The organism is Flavobacterium sp. LHD-85 (assembly GCF_030929595.1).
Taxonomy (GTDB): Bacteria; Bacteroidota; Bacteroidia; order Flavobacteriales; family Flavobacteriaceae; genus Flavobacterium.
This window is the reverse complement of record NZ_JAVFVR010000005.1, coordinates 263,032-277,782: the sequence shown is the minus strand read 5'-3', so window position 1 is coordinate 277,782 and position 14,751 is coordinate 263,032. Positions and strand designations below refer to the sequence as shown.

Genomic DNA, 14,751 nt, shown 5'->3' with positions numbered 1-14,751 from the left:
AAATCAAAAACAAATCATAATGAAAATTGCGCTTTTAGGATACGGAAAAATGGGTAAAGTAATTGAAAGAATTGCTTTAGAAAGAGGTCATGAAATAGTTTTAAAGAAAGATGAATTTAACACCTATGACGGACTTTCGACTGCCGATGTCGCCATCGATTTCAGTGTTCCATCTGCAGCTGTAAGCAATATTTCTGCATCTTTCAATGCAAATGTTCCTGTGGTATCAGGAACTACTGGATGGTTAGAACATTATGATGAAATGATTGCGCTTTGCAATGAGAAAAAAGGAGGATTCATTTCTAGTTCAAATTTCAGTTTAGGAGTAAATATTTTTTTCGGATTAAATGAATATTTAGCCAAAATCATGAAGCAATTCGATTCTTATAAAGTTTCGATGGAAGAAATTCACCATATTCACAAACTTGATGCTCCAAGCGGAACAGCTATTTCTTTAGCTCAAGGCGTTATTGAAAACAGCAATTACGCTAACTGGACTTTAGAAGAAGCACAAGCAAACGAAATTCATATTGAAGCAAAAAGAATTGGAGAAGTACCTGGCACTCATACTGTAAATTACGATTCTGCGATTGACAGTATCGAAATTAAACATACTGCCCATAACCGTGAAGGTTTTGCCCTTGGCGCTGTTATTGCAGCAGAATGGCTAGCAGGAAAACAAGGAATTTTCTCTATGAAAGATGTACTAAACTTACAATAAATTGACCAAAATTCAAGGTAGTTAAAAGCTTGAATTTGAAACTTAAAATACAATATTATGACATTTTACTCTTGGTTCGTATTTTTTCTAGCCGTTCAAATTATTCACTTTCTTGGAACATGGAAATTATATCAGGCAGCGGGAAGAAAAAGCTGGGAAGCAGCAATTCCGGTATACAATTCTATCGTCTTAATGAAGATCATCGGGCGTCCGACATGGTGGACAATATTGCTTTTTATTCCGATCATCAACCTGATTATGTTTCCTGTTGTATGGGTAGAAACGCTAAGAACATTTGGTAAAAAATCAACTTTAGATACTATTCTAGGTCTTTTTACTTTAGGTTTTTATATCTATGTGGTCAATTATACTCACAAATTAGAATACAATAAAGACCGTAAACTAACTCCAGAAAATAAAGCTGCAGATACTGTTAGTTCTTTATTATTTGCCATCATCGTAGCAACATTAGTACACACTTATGTTGTACAGCCTTACACTATTCCGACATCGTCTTTAGAAAAATCTTTATTGATTGGAGATTTCTTATTTGTAAGCAAATTAAACTACGGACCTAGAGTCCCTATGACAACTGTTGCACTGCCAATGGTTCACGACTCTATTCCTATGACAAAAAGCAAATCGTATTTAAGCTGGCCACAATTACCATACTTAAGACTACCTGCTATTCAGAAAATAAATCGATGTGATATTGTCGTCTTTAACTGGCCTGTCGATACGGTTCACTATTTCTTTGAGCCAAAAGGAAGACCTGGAGTTATCAAACCAATTGACAAAAAATCAAATTATGTAAAAAGATGCGTTGGTATTCCTGGAGACAGTTTATCAATAAAAGACGGTTATGTTTTTATTAACGGTAAAAAGTTAGTTTTACCAGAAAGAGCGAAACCACAGTATTCATACGCTGTAGCATTGGACGGAAAAACACCAATTGATTTTGAAACTATTTTCAAAGAATTAGACATTACAGACCCAGCAGGTTTTAGAACAGAAAAAAGAGACACTCTTTATCTAGGAGCCTTAACAGAAGCTGGAGCAGAAAGATTTAAAAACACTCCTGGAGTTACAGCAGTAATCAGAAAAGTAGACACAGGAGACAACAACGACATTTTCCCTCACATCAACAAATGGAACCAAGACAATATGGGACCAATTTATATTCCTGAGGCTGGAAAAACAGTTGCATTAACAAATGAATCTCTTCCTTTTTACAAAGAGATTATTACTAATTACGAAGGCAACACCTTAGAATTGCAAGGTTCAAAATTCATAATTAACGGAAAACCAGCAACAACATACACTTTCAAACAGAACTACTACTGGATGATGGGAGACAACCGTCATAACTCTGAAGATAGCCGTTACTGGGGGTATGTACCAGAAGATCATATCGTAGGAAAACCAGTATTCATTTGGATGAGCTGGGACACTAACGGTAAAGGCATCAACAAAGTTCGCTGGAGCAGAGTATTTACAACTGTAGATGGCGAAGGTCAGCCTCACTCTTACTTTAAATACTTCCTAATACTTCTAGCTATTTATTTCGTTGGAGATTTTATCTGGAAAAAAAGAAGAGAAAATAAAGCATAATAAAAAATAAGTTATTTTTGTTTCAGGTTTCAAGTTTCAAGTTCACACAAAAACTTGAAACTTGAAACCTGAAACGTTTAAACAAGAATTAAAACTATGAATTCCTTAATACTTCCAACTTATTTCCCATCTATTAGTCATTTTGCTGTTATAGCACAATCTGACAGTATTACTTTTGAAATGGAAGACAATTTTCAGAAACAGACTAATAGAAACAGGACATATATTTATAGTCCGAATGGAATTCAATTATTAAATATTCCTGTTAAGCATTCTAAAGCAGCGCATCAAAAGACCAAAGACATTTTAATCGAAAACGAATTTGACTGGCAGAAACAGCATTTTAAATCGCTTGAAGCCGCATACAGAAGCTCACCTTTCTTTGAGTATTTCGAAGATGATATTACTCCTATTTTCGAGAAAAAACACCAATTTTTGATGGATTTAAACTTCGAAGTCTTAGATGTTGTGACGAAATGCCTTCGAATGAAACTGGAATTCGGAAAAACTACAGAATACTTTCATGAAGTTGCTGATCTTACCGATTTCAGATATTTGGCTAACGGTAAAAAAGACACTAATTCTTTTGAAAAATACACTCAAGTATTTGATGACAAACATGGATTTATCAACAATTTAAGTGTTTTAGATTTGCTTTTTAATGAAGGTAAATTTGCAATGGATTATTTAAAGACACAGAAAATAATTTAAATTATGAGTTGTGAATTATGAGTTATGAGTTCTCATATAATCTTAACCTTTAACTTTCCACTTTTGACTTTTGACTTTCAACCAATAAATCATTCCACCGAAAGTCTTGTCATAATAGGATAATGATCTGAATTTTCAAAGTCAGAAAAGCTTTCAAACTGCTTTACTTTCATTTTACTGTCTGTAAAAATGTAGTCGATTCTTGCAGGGTAATATCTAAACTTATAAGTTGCACCAAAACCTTTTCCAGCTTCTTCAAAAGCATCTTTTAGCTTGCCTTTGATACTTCTGTAAACATAAGAAAACGGACTATTATTCATGTCTCCACAAATAATAATTGGGTAATTGCATTTCTTGATATGCTCTTTAAAAATTTCAGCCTGCTCTTGTTGTTGCGTAAAACCTTTACTAATTCTAGCATAAATACGCTGTGATTTTTTCTGATTCACATTATCAATATCATCAGAAATCTCGCTTACATCTGGAGATATCTTAATGGATTGCAAGTGCATATTATAAACACGAATAACATCTTTTCCGCGCTTAATATCAGCATAAACTACATTATTGTCTGACTTAGGGAAAATGATATTTCCTTGATCAATAATAGGAAACTTAGAAAAAATAGCCTGACCAGTTTTAATTTTCTTCCCATCAATAAAAATATAACGGTGCGGATATACTTTTAAATCCAAATGCGCCGAATTGGAGTACTCTTGAATACACAAAATATCAGGATCTTTTTCGTCTATAAAAGCTTTAATATTTGAAGGAATATCATCTCGATCCAGCCACTTAAAAACGTTAAAAAGACGTACATTGTAACTCATTACAGAGAAATCCTTTTCGTCTTTTACATACTCTTTCCCAGAAAACTTATAAAACTTACTGATGAATGTAATTCCGGTCAGCAGAACCAAACCAGACAAAATAAGACGTTTTTTAAACTGAATTCCCCAATAGATAAAGAACAATATATTGGCCACAAAAAAGGCGGGCATAAACAAAGTAAGCACCGATAAAAGCGGAAAACTTTTAGGTGCTAAAAAAGGTAAAACATAGACGCTAAATGTAAGCACGGTCAGCACTATGTTCAAAAAGAACATTATTTTATTAAACCAAGAAAGGTTTTTCATATTTAAGTCTCCTACAAGTTTATTTTCCAGCTTTAAATAAAAACTCTTTTTCTTCCTTTGTCAGACAATCGTATCCCGACTGGCTTATTTTGTCTAAAATTTCATCAATCTGCTGTTGCGTTTTATCTTTCGTAACAATTCTTGATGTCGTTTTTTCTGTAGGTTTTTTGTAATTTTTATGAACTTTTGTAAATGGGGTCGTAGGAGATTTTCTAAAAAGATTTACAAAGAAATCTAACGTTTTAGAAACAACGATACTTAAATCTGTACCGTTTTGAAGTAATTTAATATAAGCAAATCCGAAGAAAGCACCAGCAAGATGCGAAATGTGTCCGCCCATATTTCCTAAACGGAACTGCATTAAATCTAAAATTAGAATAACAGCTGTTATATGCCAGAGTTTCACATTTCCAAAAAGAAACAAACGCACATTCATCAAAGGAGAATAAGTCGTCGCGGCCACCAAAATAGCCATAATAGCAGCAGAAGCTCCAACAATGGAACCGCTGATATTAGAAAAATAAAAACTCAGCGCAAAAGCAACTCCTGCAAAAAGAGCACTTAAAAGATATAATCCTAAATATTGTTTTTGAGTAAAATAAGTCAAGAACAATGTGCTCGCAAAATTAAGCACCATCATATTGAATAACAGATGGAAAAATCCGTCGTGAAAGAATGCATACGTTAAAAAAGTCCAAGGTTTAAACATAAAAACCTGAGGATCTGACGACAAAGCCAGCCAATTTGGAAATGCAAACTGACCTACTGAAAATTGATAGAAAAAGATAAGTGATACAATAAAACATGCTATGTTCCAATACATAACTCGCATAGCGATACCACCCAATCTATACTGTAATTTTAAATCGTCTAGAATATTCATAAAAATTCTTCTATTTTAGAATTCGTACTTTAAAGTTAAAAATTAATTCCAACGGTTGTTATTAAACTGATTTTTTTTCCAGTACCACATCATTAAAAAACCAGTAATCGCACCTCCAACGTGGGCAAAATGCGCTATACCGGTACCGCCACCTCCAAACAGAGAAGTCCCTTTAACACCTAAAAACAAATCCATTAATAAAAGCCCAGGAACAAAGTATTTAGCTTTGATTGGAACTGGAATAAACAAAAGTGCCAATTCTGCATTTGGAAACATAAAAGCAAATGCCGTAAGCAAACCGTAAATAGCACCAGAAGCTCCAACAACAGTTCCTATATAAGCACTTGTAAACCCATCAAATTGAGGTGCACTTACTAAAGTCTGCCATCTAGTATCTATTTTTCCTTGACTTAAAATATTCAAAATATCAGCCTTATGATAACCATTAGCAGTCAAGATATTAATTGTATCCTCAAAAAAGTAATAATTTACCGCTGTATGAAGCAATGCCGAACCCAAACCACAAGAGATGTAAAAAAATAAAAACTTTTTACCTCCCCAAAAATGTTCTAAAGCAGATCCAAAAGAAACCAATGCAAACATGTTAAATGCAATATGCATAATCCCGCCATGCATGAACATATGCGTGATAGGCTGCCATACTCGGAAACTTGGATTTTCTGGAAAGAACATCGCGAAATACTCGTATGATATTGGCACTAACTGAGAACCAATAAAAAATATAATATTAATAATAAGCAGTTGTTTAACAACTGGAGTCATATTCATCATAAAGCAAACTTTTTATCTATATCTTCAACACGCATGGTAATGAAGGTAGGTTTTTGAAAAGGTGAAATATTTGGATCTTTACAGGCAAACAAACCGTTTACCAAATTATCTTGTTCTTTTTCGGTTAAATAAGATCCTGTTTTAACCGCTAAACTTTTTGCCATTGATTTGGCAATTGTATCGTTCTGACTGTAGCTGTTTGCTGGAATTCCGTCCTGCAAATCACTCAATAATTGCTCAATTACCTGCGAAACTTCGCTTTCTGTAATATTTACAGGAATTCCCGAAATTACAACGTGATCTGTTTTACTTTCGTCAAAAACAAATCCAGTTGTTGCTAGCGAAGGTTTTAACTCTTCGATTAATTCCATTTCAGATGCCGAATAAAACAAATCTAAAGGAAAAAGCAATTGCTGGCTCGAAGCCTGATTAACGGTCATATTCAGCAAAAATTGTTCGTACAAAATTCGCTGATGCGCACGCTGCTGATCTACAATAATCATTCCTGATTTTATTGGCGATACAATATATTTTTTATGAATTTGATAGGTTTTCTGCGTCGCTTGTTCTACCTCTTCATCATTAAACAAAGAAGAGGTCACTTCCTCATTTTCGAATGTAAAAGGCGAACTTTCTATACTTTCTGGATTTTCAACATCTAAACCAACATACAAACTTTCCCAACTTGCAGTTGGCTCTACTTTTTTAGAATATCCTGAATATGACGATCCAGAAGATGATGATCCTGACGAAGACGAAAAAGAAGACCCTGAACTATATCCAGACGATCCCGAAGCAGCTTTACTATAATGCTGATTGGTTTTATCATCAGTAAAAGGATTAAAAGTTCCGTCTACCTGAATTGTTGGAATTCCAACTTCTACATCTTTATAATGATACGGCGTATCTAAATTGGCATCTCTATCGAAATCTAAAACTGGAGCGACATTAAACTGTCCTAAACTATGTTTGATAGATGCTCTTAAAATAGCATAAAGAGCTTGCTCATCATCAAACTTAATTTCTGTTTTAGTTGGGTGAATATTGATATCAATTGTATTTGGCGGAACCTGTAGATACAAGAAATAACTTGGTTGAGAACCGTCTTTCAGCAATCCGTCGTATGCAGACATAACTGCATGGTGAAGGAAACTGCTTTTTATAAATCGATCGTTTACAAAAAAGAACTGTTCTCCCCTATTTTTCTTTGCAAACTCGGGTTTGCATACAAAACCTTGAACATTGATAATCTCTGTATCTTCGTTTACTGGAACTAATTTTTCATTTGTTTTCCCAGACATGATACCTACAATTCTCTGACGGTATCCTGCTGCAGGAAGATTGTACATTTCACTTCCGTTATGATAAAAACTAAAATGAATATTTGGATGTGCCAATGCTACACGCTGAAATTCATCCATTACGTGACGAAACTCAACTGTATCTGACTTTAAGAAATTACGACGAGCAGGAATATTAAAAAACAGGTTTTTAACCGCAAACGAAGTTCCTTTTGGCAAAACCGCCACTTCTTGCGAAACAAACTTACTTCCCTCAATTACAATATGCGTTCCAAGTTCATCTTGATCTTGTTTGGTCTTCATTTCCATGTGAGCGATCGCTGCAATAGAAGCCAACGCTTCTCCACGGAAACCTTTTGTTCCTAATGAAAACAAATCTTCAGCCTGACGGATTTTGGATGTTGCATGACGAGCAAAACACAAGCGCGCATCTGTAACGGTCATTCCGACTCCATTATCGATAACTTGCACAAGCGATTTACCGGCATCTTTTATAATCAATTTGATATCAGTTGCTTTGGCATCGACCGCATTTTCTAACAATTCTTTTACGACTGAAGCTGGTCTTTGAACCACCTCTCCAGCAGCAATTTGGTTAGCAACGTGATCAGGAAGCAATTGAATAATACTCGACATTAAGCAAAAATAGTTTTAAAGTTTAGGTTAGGTTTTTGCAAACCAAGAAGTACAAATTTAGTGAATTTTGATTGGCTTTTAGAATAAGATCAATCATAAAAAAAACAAAAAAACCTATACCGTTATTACACAGTATAGGTTTTAATATTTTTTAAAACAAACGTGCTTTATTCGTTTTCTATTTTTCTAGGAGAATCTTCAATTTGAAGCGCTCCAGAAGTCAATAATGGCTGATTGAAAACGTGAGCGATTGAAGCCTGCTGACGAATGTAAGCCATTTTGATCGCTGCAATTGCCGCTTCAGTTCCTTTGTTCCCGTGAACTCCTCCGCTTCTGTCAATTGACTGTTGCATATTATTATCTGTTAAAACACAGAAAATAACCGGAATGTCCGTTTGAACATTCAAGTCTTTAATTCCTTGTGTAACACCTTCGCACACAAAGTCAAAATGCTTTGTTTCTCCTTGAATTACACAACCAATTACGATAACTGCATCAACATTTTGAGTCTGAAGCATTTTCTTAGCTCCATAAATCAACTCAAAACTTCCTGGAACATTCCAACGGATAATTTGTTGAGCCGGAACATCGCAATCAACTAGAGCGTCAAAAGCACCATTATAAAGTCCTTCTGTTATAGTATCATTCCATTCAGAAACAACAATCCCAAACCGAAAGTCTTTCGCGTTTGGGATTGTGTTTTTATCGTATTCTGATAGATTTTTATTTTCAGTAGCCATCTGTAATATTTTAGATTTTTGATTTTCGAATTTAGATTCTTTACAAATCTACAATCTAAAATCTAAAGTCTAAAATTTTTATTGCGCTAATCCGATCAAAGCATCAACAGATGCTGCTTCTGGAGTACTGTCGTAATTATCTTTAATGTCATTGAAATATTTCAATGCATCTTCTTTTTGTCCTAAAGCTAAAGCAGTTTTCCCAGCTTTTAACAAGAAACGAGGCGTTGTAAAATCGTTTTTGTTAGACTCAGCAGCTTTCACATAAAAATCTAAAGCTTCTTTTTGCTGATTTTTTTGAGCGTAAGCATCTCCTGTAGCACCTTTTGCCAAAGCGCTTAAGATTACATCTTCTGATTTGAATTCACCTAAATATTTAATTGCCTCATCAAATTTACCAGTGTTTAGGTAAGCGATACCAGCGTAGTAGTTTGCTAAGTTTCCAGCATCAGTTCCAGAATATTCGTCAGCAATTTTGATAAATCCGAATTTTCCTTCAGAACCGTTTAATGATAATTTGAATAATGAATCGCTAGAAACACCGTTTACAGCTTTTTCAAAGTTTTGTTGAGCAACAAACATTTCACTTGCAGCCTCTTCTTGTTTAGGAGTTGCAATAAATTTTTGGTAAGCCAAATATCCAATTGTAGCAACTGCAATACCAGCAACTAAACCAATAATGATTTTTTGATTTTTAGCCACCCAATCCTCAGTTCTTGAAGCAGTTTCATCTAATTTTGAGAAAACTCCAGCCGTTGTACTATCTTTTTCATCAATAATTACTTGTTGCTCTTCAGTAACCACCTCTTTTACTTCCTTTTCTTTTGGTGTCTTATATCCTCTTTTATTGTAAGTTGCCATTTAAAATTTATTTAGTGAACGGCAAAAATAAAATTTTTCTTGAAACTGAGGTAAAAAATTTCAATTTTATCACTATTTTAAAAGAAATATTTTCCTTATTCGCTTATCCTTTCGCGGAAGCGGTAAAATAAATAAGCTCAAGAAAGCCCTAAAGCCAATTATATCGATAATTTTCGGTAATTTGCACGCTCAAATTTTTACTGCTAAAAACAGTGGTTTTTATACTTGGAGTCTTTAAAAATGCATCTTAACAAAATTTCTTTATTTAATTACAAAAATTTTTCAGAGGCCAGTTTTGATTTTGACATCAAAATCAACTGCTTTGTAGGCAAAAATGGCATTGGAAAAACCAATGTGCTCGATGCTATTTACCATTTGGCTTACGGAAAAAGCTATTTTAATCCGCTTGCAGTTCAAAATATCAAGCATGGAGAAGAGTTTTTTGTTATTGATGCCGAACTGGAAAAGAACGAAAGAACAGAACAGATTGTCTGCAGTTTGAAAAAAGGACAAAAAAAAGTTTTAAAACGAAACGGAAAACCTTATGATAAATTCTCAGATCATATCGGGTTTATTCCGCTAGTAATTATCTCTCCAGCAGACCGCGATCTAATTATTGAAGGAAGTGAAACACGCCGTAAATTTATGGATAGCGTGATTTCGCAATTAGACTCTACTTATCTGCATCAGCTTATTCAATATCAAAAAGTGATTGTGCAGCGAAATGCACTTTTGAAATATTTTGCACTCAATCATACTTTTGACAATGATACCTTATCTATATATAATGAGCAATTAAATGAATATGGGAAATCGATTTTTGAAAAACGAAAAGATTTCTTAGAACAGTTTATACCTATATTTAATAGACATCATCAAGCCATCACGGGATCTGAAGAAAGTGTGCAACTGGTTTACGAAAGTCATTTGTTTGAAAAAGATCTTTTGACACTTTTACAGGAAAACATCAACAAAGACAGAGCGCTACACTACACTACCGTCGGAACTCATAAAGATGATTTGTCTTTTGAAATTGATTCGCATCCGATAAAAAAATTCGGATCGCAAGGTCAGCAAAAATCTTTTCTGATCGCTTTGAAACTGGCGCAATTTGAATTCCTGAAAAAACAAAGCGGTGTAAAACCAATTCTTTTGTTTGATGATATTTTTGACAAACTAGACGAAACGCGTGTTGCCAAAATTGTAGAAATGGTAAACAGTGAAACATTTGGACAGCTTTTCATTTCGGACACGCATCCAGAAAGAACCGAAGCGATTGTAAAATCGACACATCAGACTTATAAGATATTCAATTTGTAAAGTTTTTTTACCACTAATTACACGAATTTTCACTAATTAAAAACTTTGACAAAGTTTCGAACTTTATCAAAGTTGATCGATAAGCAATAGAAAAATTAGCGTAAATTCGTGTAATTAGTGCAACCTTAAAAACAACTGCAATCAAAAAACACAGAATATGCTAGCGAAAGAATCATTGCAATTTTTAGACGATTTAAAAAAGAACAATAACAGAGAATGGTTTCAGGACAATAAAAAACGATACGAAGTTTTCAAGAAAGACTATCATCAATTGGTGAGTGATTTTCTGGACGCAATGAAACCGCTTGATCCTTCATTAGAATTACTGGAAGTTAAAAACTGTACATTCAGAATCAATCGTGACATTCGTTTTTCAAAAGACAAATCTCCTTACAAAGCTCATTTAGGCGTCTGGATGTCTTGCGGAATGAAAGGTTTAAATCGTGCTGGATATTATGTACATATAGAAAAAGGCGCTAGTTTTATTGCAGGCGGATTTTATTCTCCTGAATCTGAAGATTTGAAAAAAGTTCGTAAAGAAATTGCTTTTTTCTACGAAGATTTACAGGAAATTTTAAGCGACAAAAACTTCAAGAAAGAATTTGGAAGTTTAGACATCAACGAAAACAATTCGCTTAAAAGCATGCCTCGCGGTTACGAAAAAGACCATCCAGCAATCGAATTTTTAAAACTAAAAAGTTTTACAGCTACTCAAGTTTATGACATCTCAGAAGTTACCCAGAAAGATTTCGTAAAAAAAATAAGCCAAAAACTGATAGCTCTAAAACCACTAAACGAATTCATCAACCGCGCTTTAGACACTGAAGAGTTCTAAAAAAGATTAGATTGCCACGAATTTCACGAATTGACACGAATTAATTAGTGAAAATTTGTGAAATTCGTGGCGGAAAAACTTTTATAAATGAATAGGAAAATACTTTTTCTTGGAGAATCTTATCGTGCTGACGCCATCACTTGGATGAAAGGCCTTAAAGAATTTGGCGATTTTGAAATTATCACTTGGGAACTTCAAACATCAAACAACCACAGATCCAAACGTATTTTAGAATATTTATTCGCTCCTATTTCCATTCGAAAAATAATTAAAAAAGAAAAACCAGATATGGTAATTGCAGAAAGAACTACCAGTTATGGTTTTCTTGCAGCATTATCGGGATCTAAAACCATTGCTATTGCGCAACAAGGCCGAACCGATTTATGGCCAGAGGAATCTAAATTATATCCTTTTAAAAAATTCATTCAGAAATACGCTTTCAAAAAAGCACATTTAATTCATGCTTGGGGGCCTGTAATGGCAATTCACATGAAAGAAGTCGGTGTTGACATGGATAAGGTCTTGGTTCTTCCGAAAGGAATTGATTTATCGATTTTCACACCTTCAACCAATAATTCAAATAAAATTGAAGCAATTGTAACACGTTCACTGCAGCCAGAATATCGTCATGATTCAATTTTAAAAGCTTTCGGAATTTTAAACCAAAAAAGAATTGATTTTTCTTTGACAATTGTTGGCGATGGAAACAGATTGCAATACTTAAAAGATTTAGCAAAAGAGCTCCAAATCGAAAGCAAAGTAATTTTTACAGGAAGAATTCCGAATACAGAACTTCCAAAACTACTGCAGCAATCCAATATTTACATTAGTATGCCGACTACCGAAGGCGTTTCTGCCTCTTTGTTTGAAGCAATGGCATGCAGTTGTTATCCTATAGTTTCAGATATTCCAGGAAATCAAAGTTGGATTACACATAGAGAAAACGGTCAATTGATTGAAGTGGATCATATCGAAATGCTAGTCGAAGAATTAATCTGGTCTTTTGAAAATCCCGAATTGCGAAATGAAGCGATTAATCGAAATAGAAAATTTGTGGAAGAAAATGCGAATTATGACATTAATATGAAGGTTATTTCGAAAAAGTATCATCAACTGATTAATTCTCGAAATAATTAATTCTTACTTTTTTGGATAAGCCAAAGAAACTTTTTTGCTCACAGCATTGTAAACAACATAATGATAGTTTTCATTTTCTCTCAAAAGAAAGATATCTCCATAACTTTCGTTTTTAGAAAATACAATTTTATAATTAGACAAATCTCTTTGTTTTCTTCTGTCTTTACAATCTTTTACAATTTCTTCTCCCTGATCTGCAGTTGTCTCATCCCAGACATATTCATACGATTTCCATTCCTTACCAAAAGAATCCAGCATTTGAGTATAAAGCATTTTATCTCTATCCCCTTGCAAATCACCATTACTAGGAATTAATCGAACTGCATCACCTTCTTTATAAATATAAAAAACACCTAAATCTTTACTCTTATTTTCCTGTTGTGTTCTTAGATTGCCACAATAAAACCCAACAAAACGCACATTTTCAACAGTCATACGCACATGGTCATTATCAACCATCGTGTAAGAACCTGAAGTATAAACAGAACATCCATTAGGGCATATCATTGGTTCGCCACATGAAAATGTGCCGTCTAAACTAAATATTACACTTCGTCCTTTATTTGGCTGCTTTTCTTTTATTAAAGAAAATTCAAAAACATTAGAATAACCAATTATATCCTTTGTACCCCATTCTCCCTCAATATTAACAACTTGTGCAGAAGCTGATATTGACAAAAACAAACCTAAATAAAGCAAAATCTTATTCTTACGGAAAATTTTAGCCATAATTATAATATTATAATTCTTTCAAATTTACAAAAGAAATTAATTTGTCTTTTGAATTTTATTAAAAAAAACAATAGCTATCGAAAACAAAAACTTACGCAAAGAATACAAAAGCGTTACAAACTTTACTGTTAAAACTTAACGTAACTTTTATTGAAACTCAACGACATATTATCAAAAACGAGTTGTCCAATTTAATTCTTAAATAATATGAGCAATAGAAGAAACTGGTTAAAACAAATAGGTTTAGGTGCAGTTGGATTAGGCCTCTGCCAATTCGAAACGTTTGCAAATACGCTACCAGAAACATTTATTCTTCCAGATTTAGACCGATCGCCCATATTATTACGATCAAATGAAAATCCGTATGGGCCTTCACCACTTGCTCGCGCTGCCATGCAAAAAAGCATCAATAACAGCAATCGATACGGTTGGAATCTTTCAAACGAATTAATTGCCCTTATTGCTACAAAAAATAATGTTTTAAGCCAGAACATTTTACTTGGTGCTGGCTCAACAGAAATTCTAGACTTGGTTCTTCAATATACCGCTTTACAAAAAGGCAATTTTATATTGGCTGAAACAACTTTTAATTATTGGACATTTCCTTCTGAAAAATTGGGTTTAAAAAAAATCACCGTTCCACTAACCGCTGACAAAAAACATGATCTGCCAGCAATGCTAAAAGCAATTGATTCAGATACAAAAATGGTGTATATCTGCAATCCTAATAATCCGACAGGAACAATATGCGATTACGAACAGCTCGTTTCTTTTGTAAAAGAAGCGTCAAAAAAAGCAATTGTTTTTGTAGATGAAGCTTATCTAGATTTCACAAAAGAAAAATCATTAAGTGACCTCGTAGTTGAAAATAAAAATATAATTATTACCAAAACATTTTCAAAAATGTATGGTCTAGCTGGCGCGCGTATAGGTTATGCCGTTGCTTCTTCAGTAACAATTGAAGAACTTAGCGCTTTAAAATCCACGCCAAATTTATCTGTCAGCGTGGTGTCAGCAACTGCAGCAATCGCGTCATTGAATGATGATAAATTTATTCAACAAGTACACGCCGCAAATGAAGAAGTAAAAAAATATACTATTGAGCAGCTTACTAAACTTAATTTAACGTGTATTCCTTCACACACTAATTTCATCTATTTTTCTTTAGATAATTATAAAAAAGATTATTTCAAACAATTAGAAAATCATAACATACAGGGAACAAAAATCTACGAAGAAAACGGAAAATGGACCAGAATTACAATTGGCACAATGAAAGAAATGCAGCAATTTATTGAAGCCATAAAATAAAATTTTGAGAAAAGTCTTTTTATA

General features: G+C 33.7%; 14 protein-coding genes. 7 read left to right on the top strand and 7 right to left on the bottom strand.

The genetic code is table 11. From position 1 onward, the window contains the following. Positions 1-19: 19 nt before the first annotated feature. From dapB to RB618_RS11145, 3 genes are all read left to right on the top strand, one after another. Positions 20-721 (top strand): 4-hydroxy-tetrahydrodipicolinate reductase, encoded by a 702-nt coding sequence (gene dapB / locus RB618_RS11155; protein WP_308068790.1) that lies wholly within the window; start codon positions 20-22, stop codon positions 719-721. A 57-nt stretch (positions 722-778) separates the two neighbouring features. Further along, a complete protein-coding gene (gene lepB / locus RB618_RS11150; RefSeq protein WP_308068789.1) occupies positions 779-2,332 on the top strand; it encodes a signal peptidase I in 1,554 nt (517 codons plus the stop codon). Between the two features lie 96 nt (positions 2,333-2,428). Continuing rightward, a complete protein-coding gene (locus tag RB618_RS11145; RefSeq protein WP_308068788.1) occupies positions 2,429-3,043 on the top strand; it encodes a WbqC family protein in 615 nt (204 codons plus the stop codon). Positions 3,044-3,132: 89 nt separating this feature from the next. Here RB618_RS11145 and RB618_RS11140 read toward each other — a convergent pair whose 3' ends face one another. The 6 genes from RB618_RS11140 to RB618_RS11115 all read right to left on the bottom strand — a co-directional run bounded on the left by RB618_RS11140 (position 3,133) and on the right by RB618_RS11115 (position 9,392). After that, positions 3,133-4,179, bottom strand: coding sequence for an endonuclease/exonuclease/phosphatase family protein (locus tag RB618_RS11140; protein WP_308068787.1), 1,047 nt, complete (start codon positions 4,177-4,179; stop codon positions 3,133-3,135). A 19-nt stretch (positions 4,180-4,198) separates the two neighbouring features. Next, positions 4,199-5,062, bottom strand: coding sequence for a rhomboid family intramembrane serine protease (locus RB618_RS11135; protein ID WP_202005928.1), 864 nt, complete (start codon positions 5,060-5,062; stop codon positions 4,199-4,201). Positions 5,063-5,104: 42 nt separating this feature from the next. Next, positions 5,105-5,854 (bottom strand): rhomboid family intramembrane serine protease, encoded by a 750-nt coding sequence (locus RB618_RS11130; protein ID WP_202005926.1) that lies wholly within the window; start codon positions 5,852-5,854, stop codon positions 5,105-5,107. Further along, positions 5,851-7,791, bottom strand: coding sequence for a DNA mismatch repair endonuclease MutL (gene mutL / locus RB618_RS11125; protein WP_308068786.1), 1,941 nt, complete (start codon positions 7,789-7,791; stop codon positions 5,851-5,853). Before mutL ends, RB618_RS11130 begins: the two co-directional genes overlap by 4 nt. Positions 7,792-7,958: 167 nt before the next feature. Continuing rightward, a complete protein-coding gene (gene ribH, locus RB618_RS11120) occupies positions 7,959-8,531 on the bottom strand; it encodes a 6,7-dimethyl-8-ribityllumazine synthase (RefSeq protein ID WP_308068785.1) in 573 nt (190 codons plus the stop codon). A 78-nt stretch (positions 8,532-8,609) separates the two neighbouring features. Beyond that, entirely contained in the window at positions 8,610-9,392 is a 783-nt protein-coding gene (locus RB618_RS11115; RefSeq protein ID WP_308068784.1) for a tetratricopeptide repeat protein, read from the bottom strand. A gap of 240 nt (positions 9,393-9,632) precedes the next feature. On the opposite strand from RB618_RS11115, the gene recF reads away from it, so the two are divergent. The 3 genes from recF (at position 9,633) to RB618_RS11100 (ending at position 12,684) form a co-directional block, all read left to right on the top strand. After that, positions 9,633-10,712: a DNA replication/repair protein RecF gene (gene recF / locus RB618_RS11110; protein WP_308068783.1), complete on the top strand. Its 1,080-nt coding sequence runs from the start codon at positions 9,633-9,635 to the stop codon at positions 10,710-10,712. A gap of 157 nt (positions 10,713-10,869) precedes the next feature. Further along, a complete protein-coding gene (locus RB618_RS11105; RefSeq protein WP_308068782.1) occupies positions 10,870-11,547 on the top strand; it encodes a DUF2461 domain-containing protein in 678 nt (225 codons plus the stop codon). Between the two features lie 87 nt (positions 11,548-11,634). Next, positions 11,635-12,684, top strand: coding sequence for a glycosyltransferase (locus RB618_RS11100; RefSeq protein WP_308068781.1), 1,050 nt, complete (start codon positions 11,635-11,637; stop codon positions 12,682-12,684). A 3-nt stretch (positions 12,685-12,687) separates the two neighbouring features. Here the strand turns inward: RB618_RS11100 and RB618_RS11095 are convergent, their stop codons facing one another. Continuing rightward, positions 12,688-13,413: a hypothetical protein gene (locus RB618_RS11095; RefSeq protein ID WP_308068780.1), complete on the bottom strand. Its 726-nt coding sequence runs from the start codon at positions 13,411-13,413 to the stop codon at positions 12,688-12,690. A 210-nt stretch (positions 13,414-13,623) separates the two neighbouring features. On the opposite strand from RB618_RS11095, the gene RB618_RS11090 reads away from it, so the two are divergent. Continuing rightward, positions 13,624-14,727 (top strand): histidinol-phosphate transaminase, encoded by a 1,104-nt coding sequence (locus tag RB618_RS11090; RefSeq protein ID WP_308068779.1) that lies wholly within the window; start codon positions 13,624-13,626, stop codon positions 14,725-14,727. Positions 14,728-14,751 lie beyond the last annotated feature (24 nt).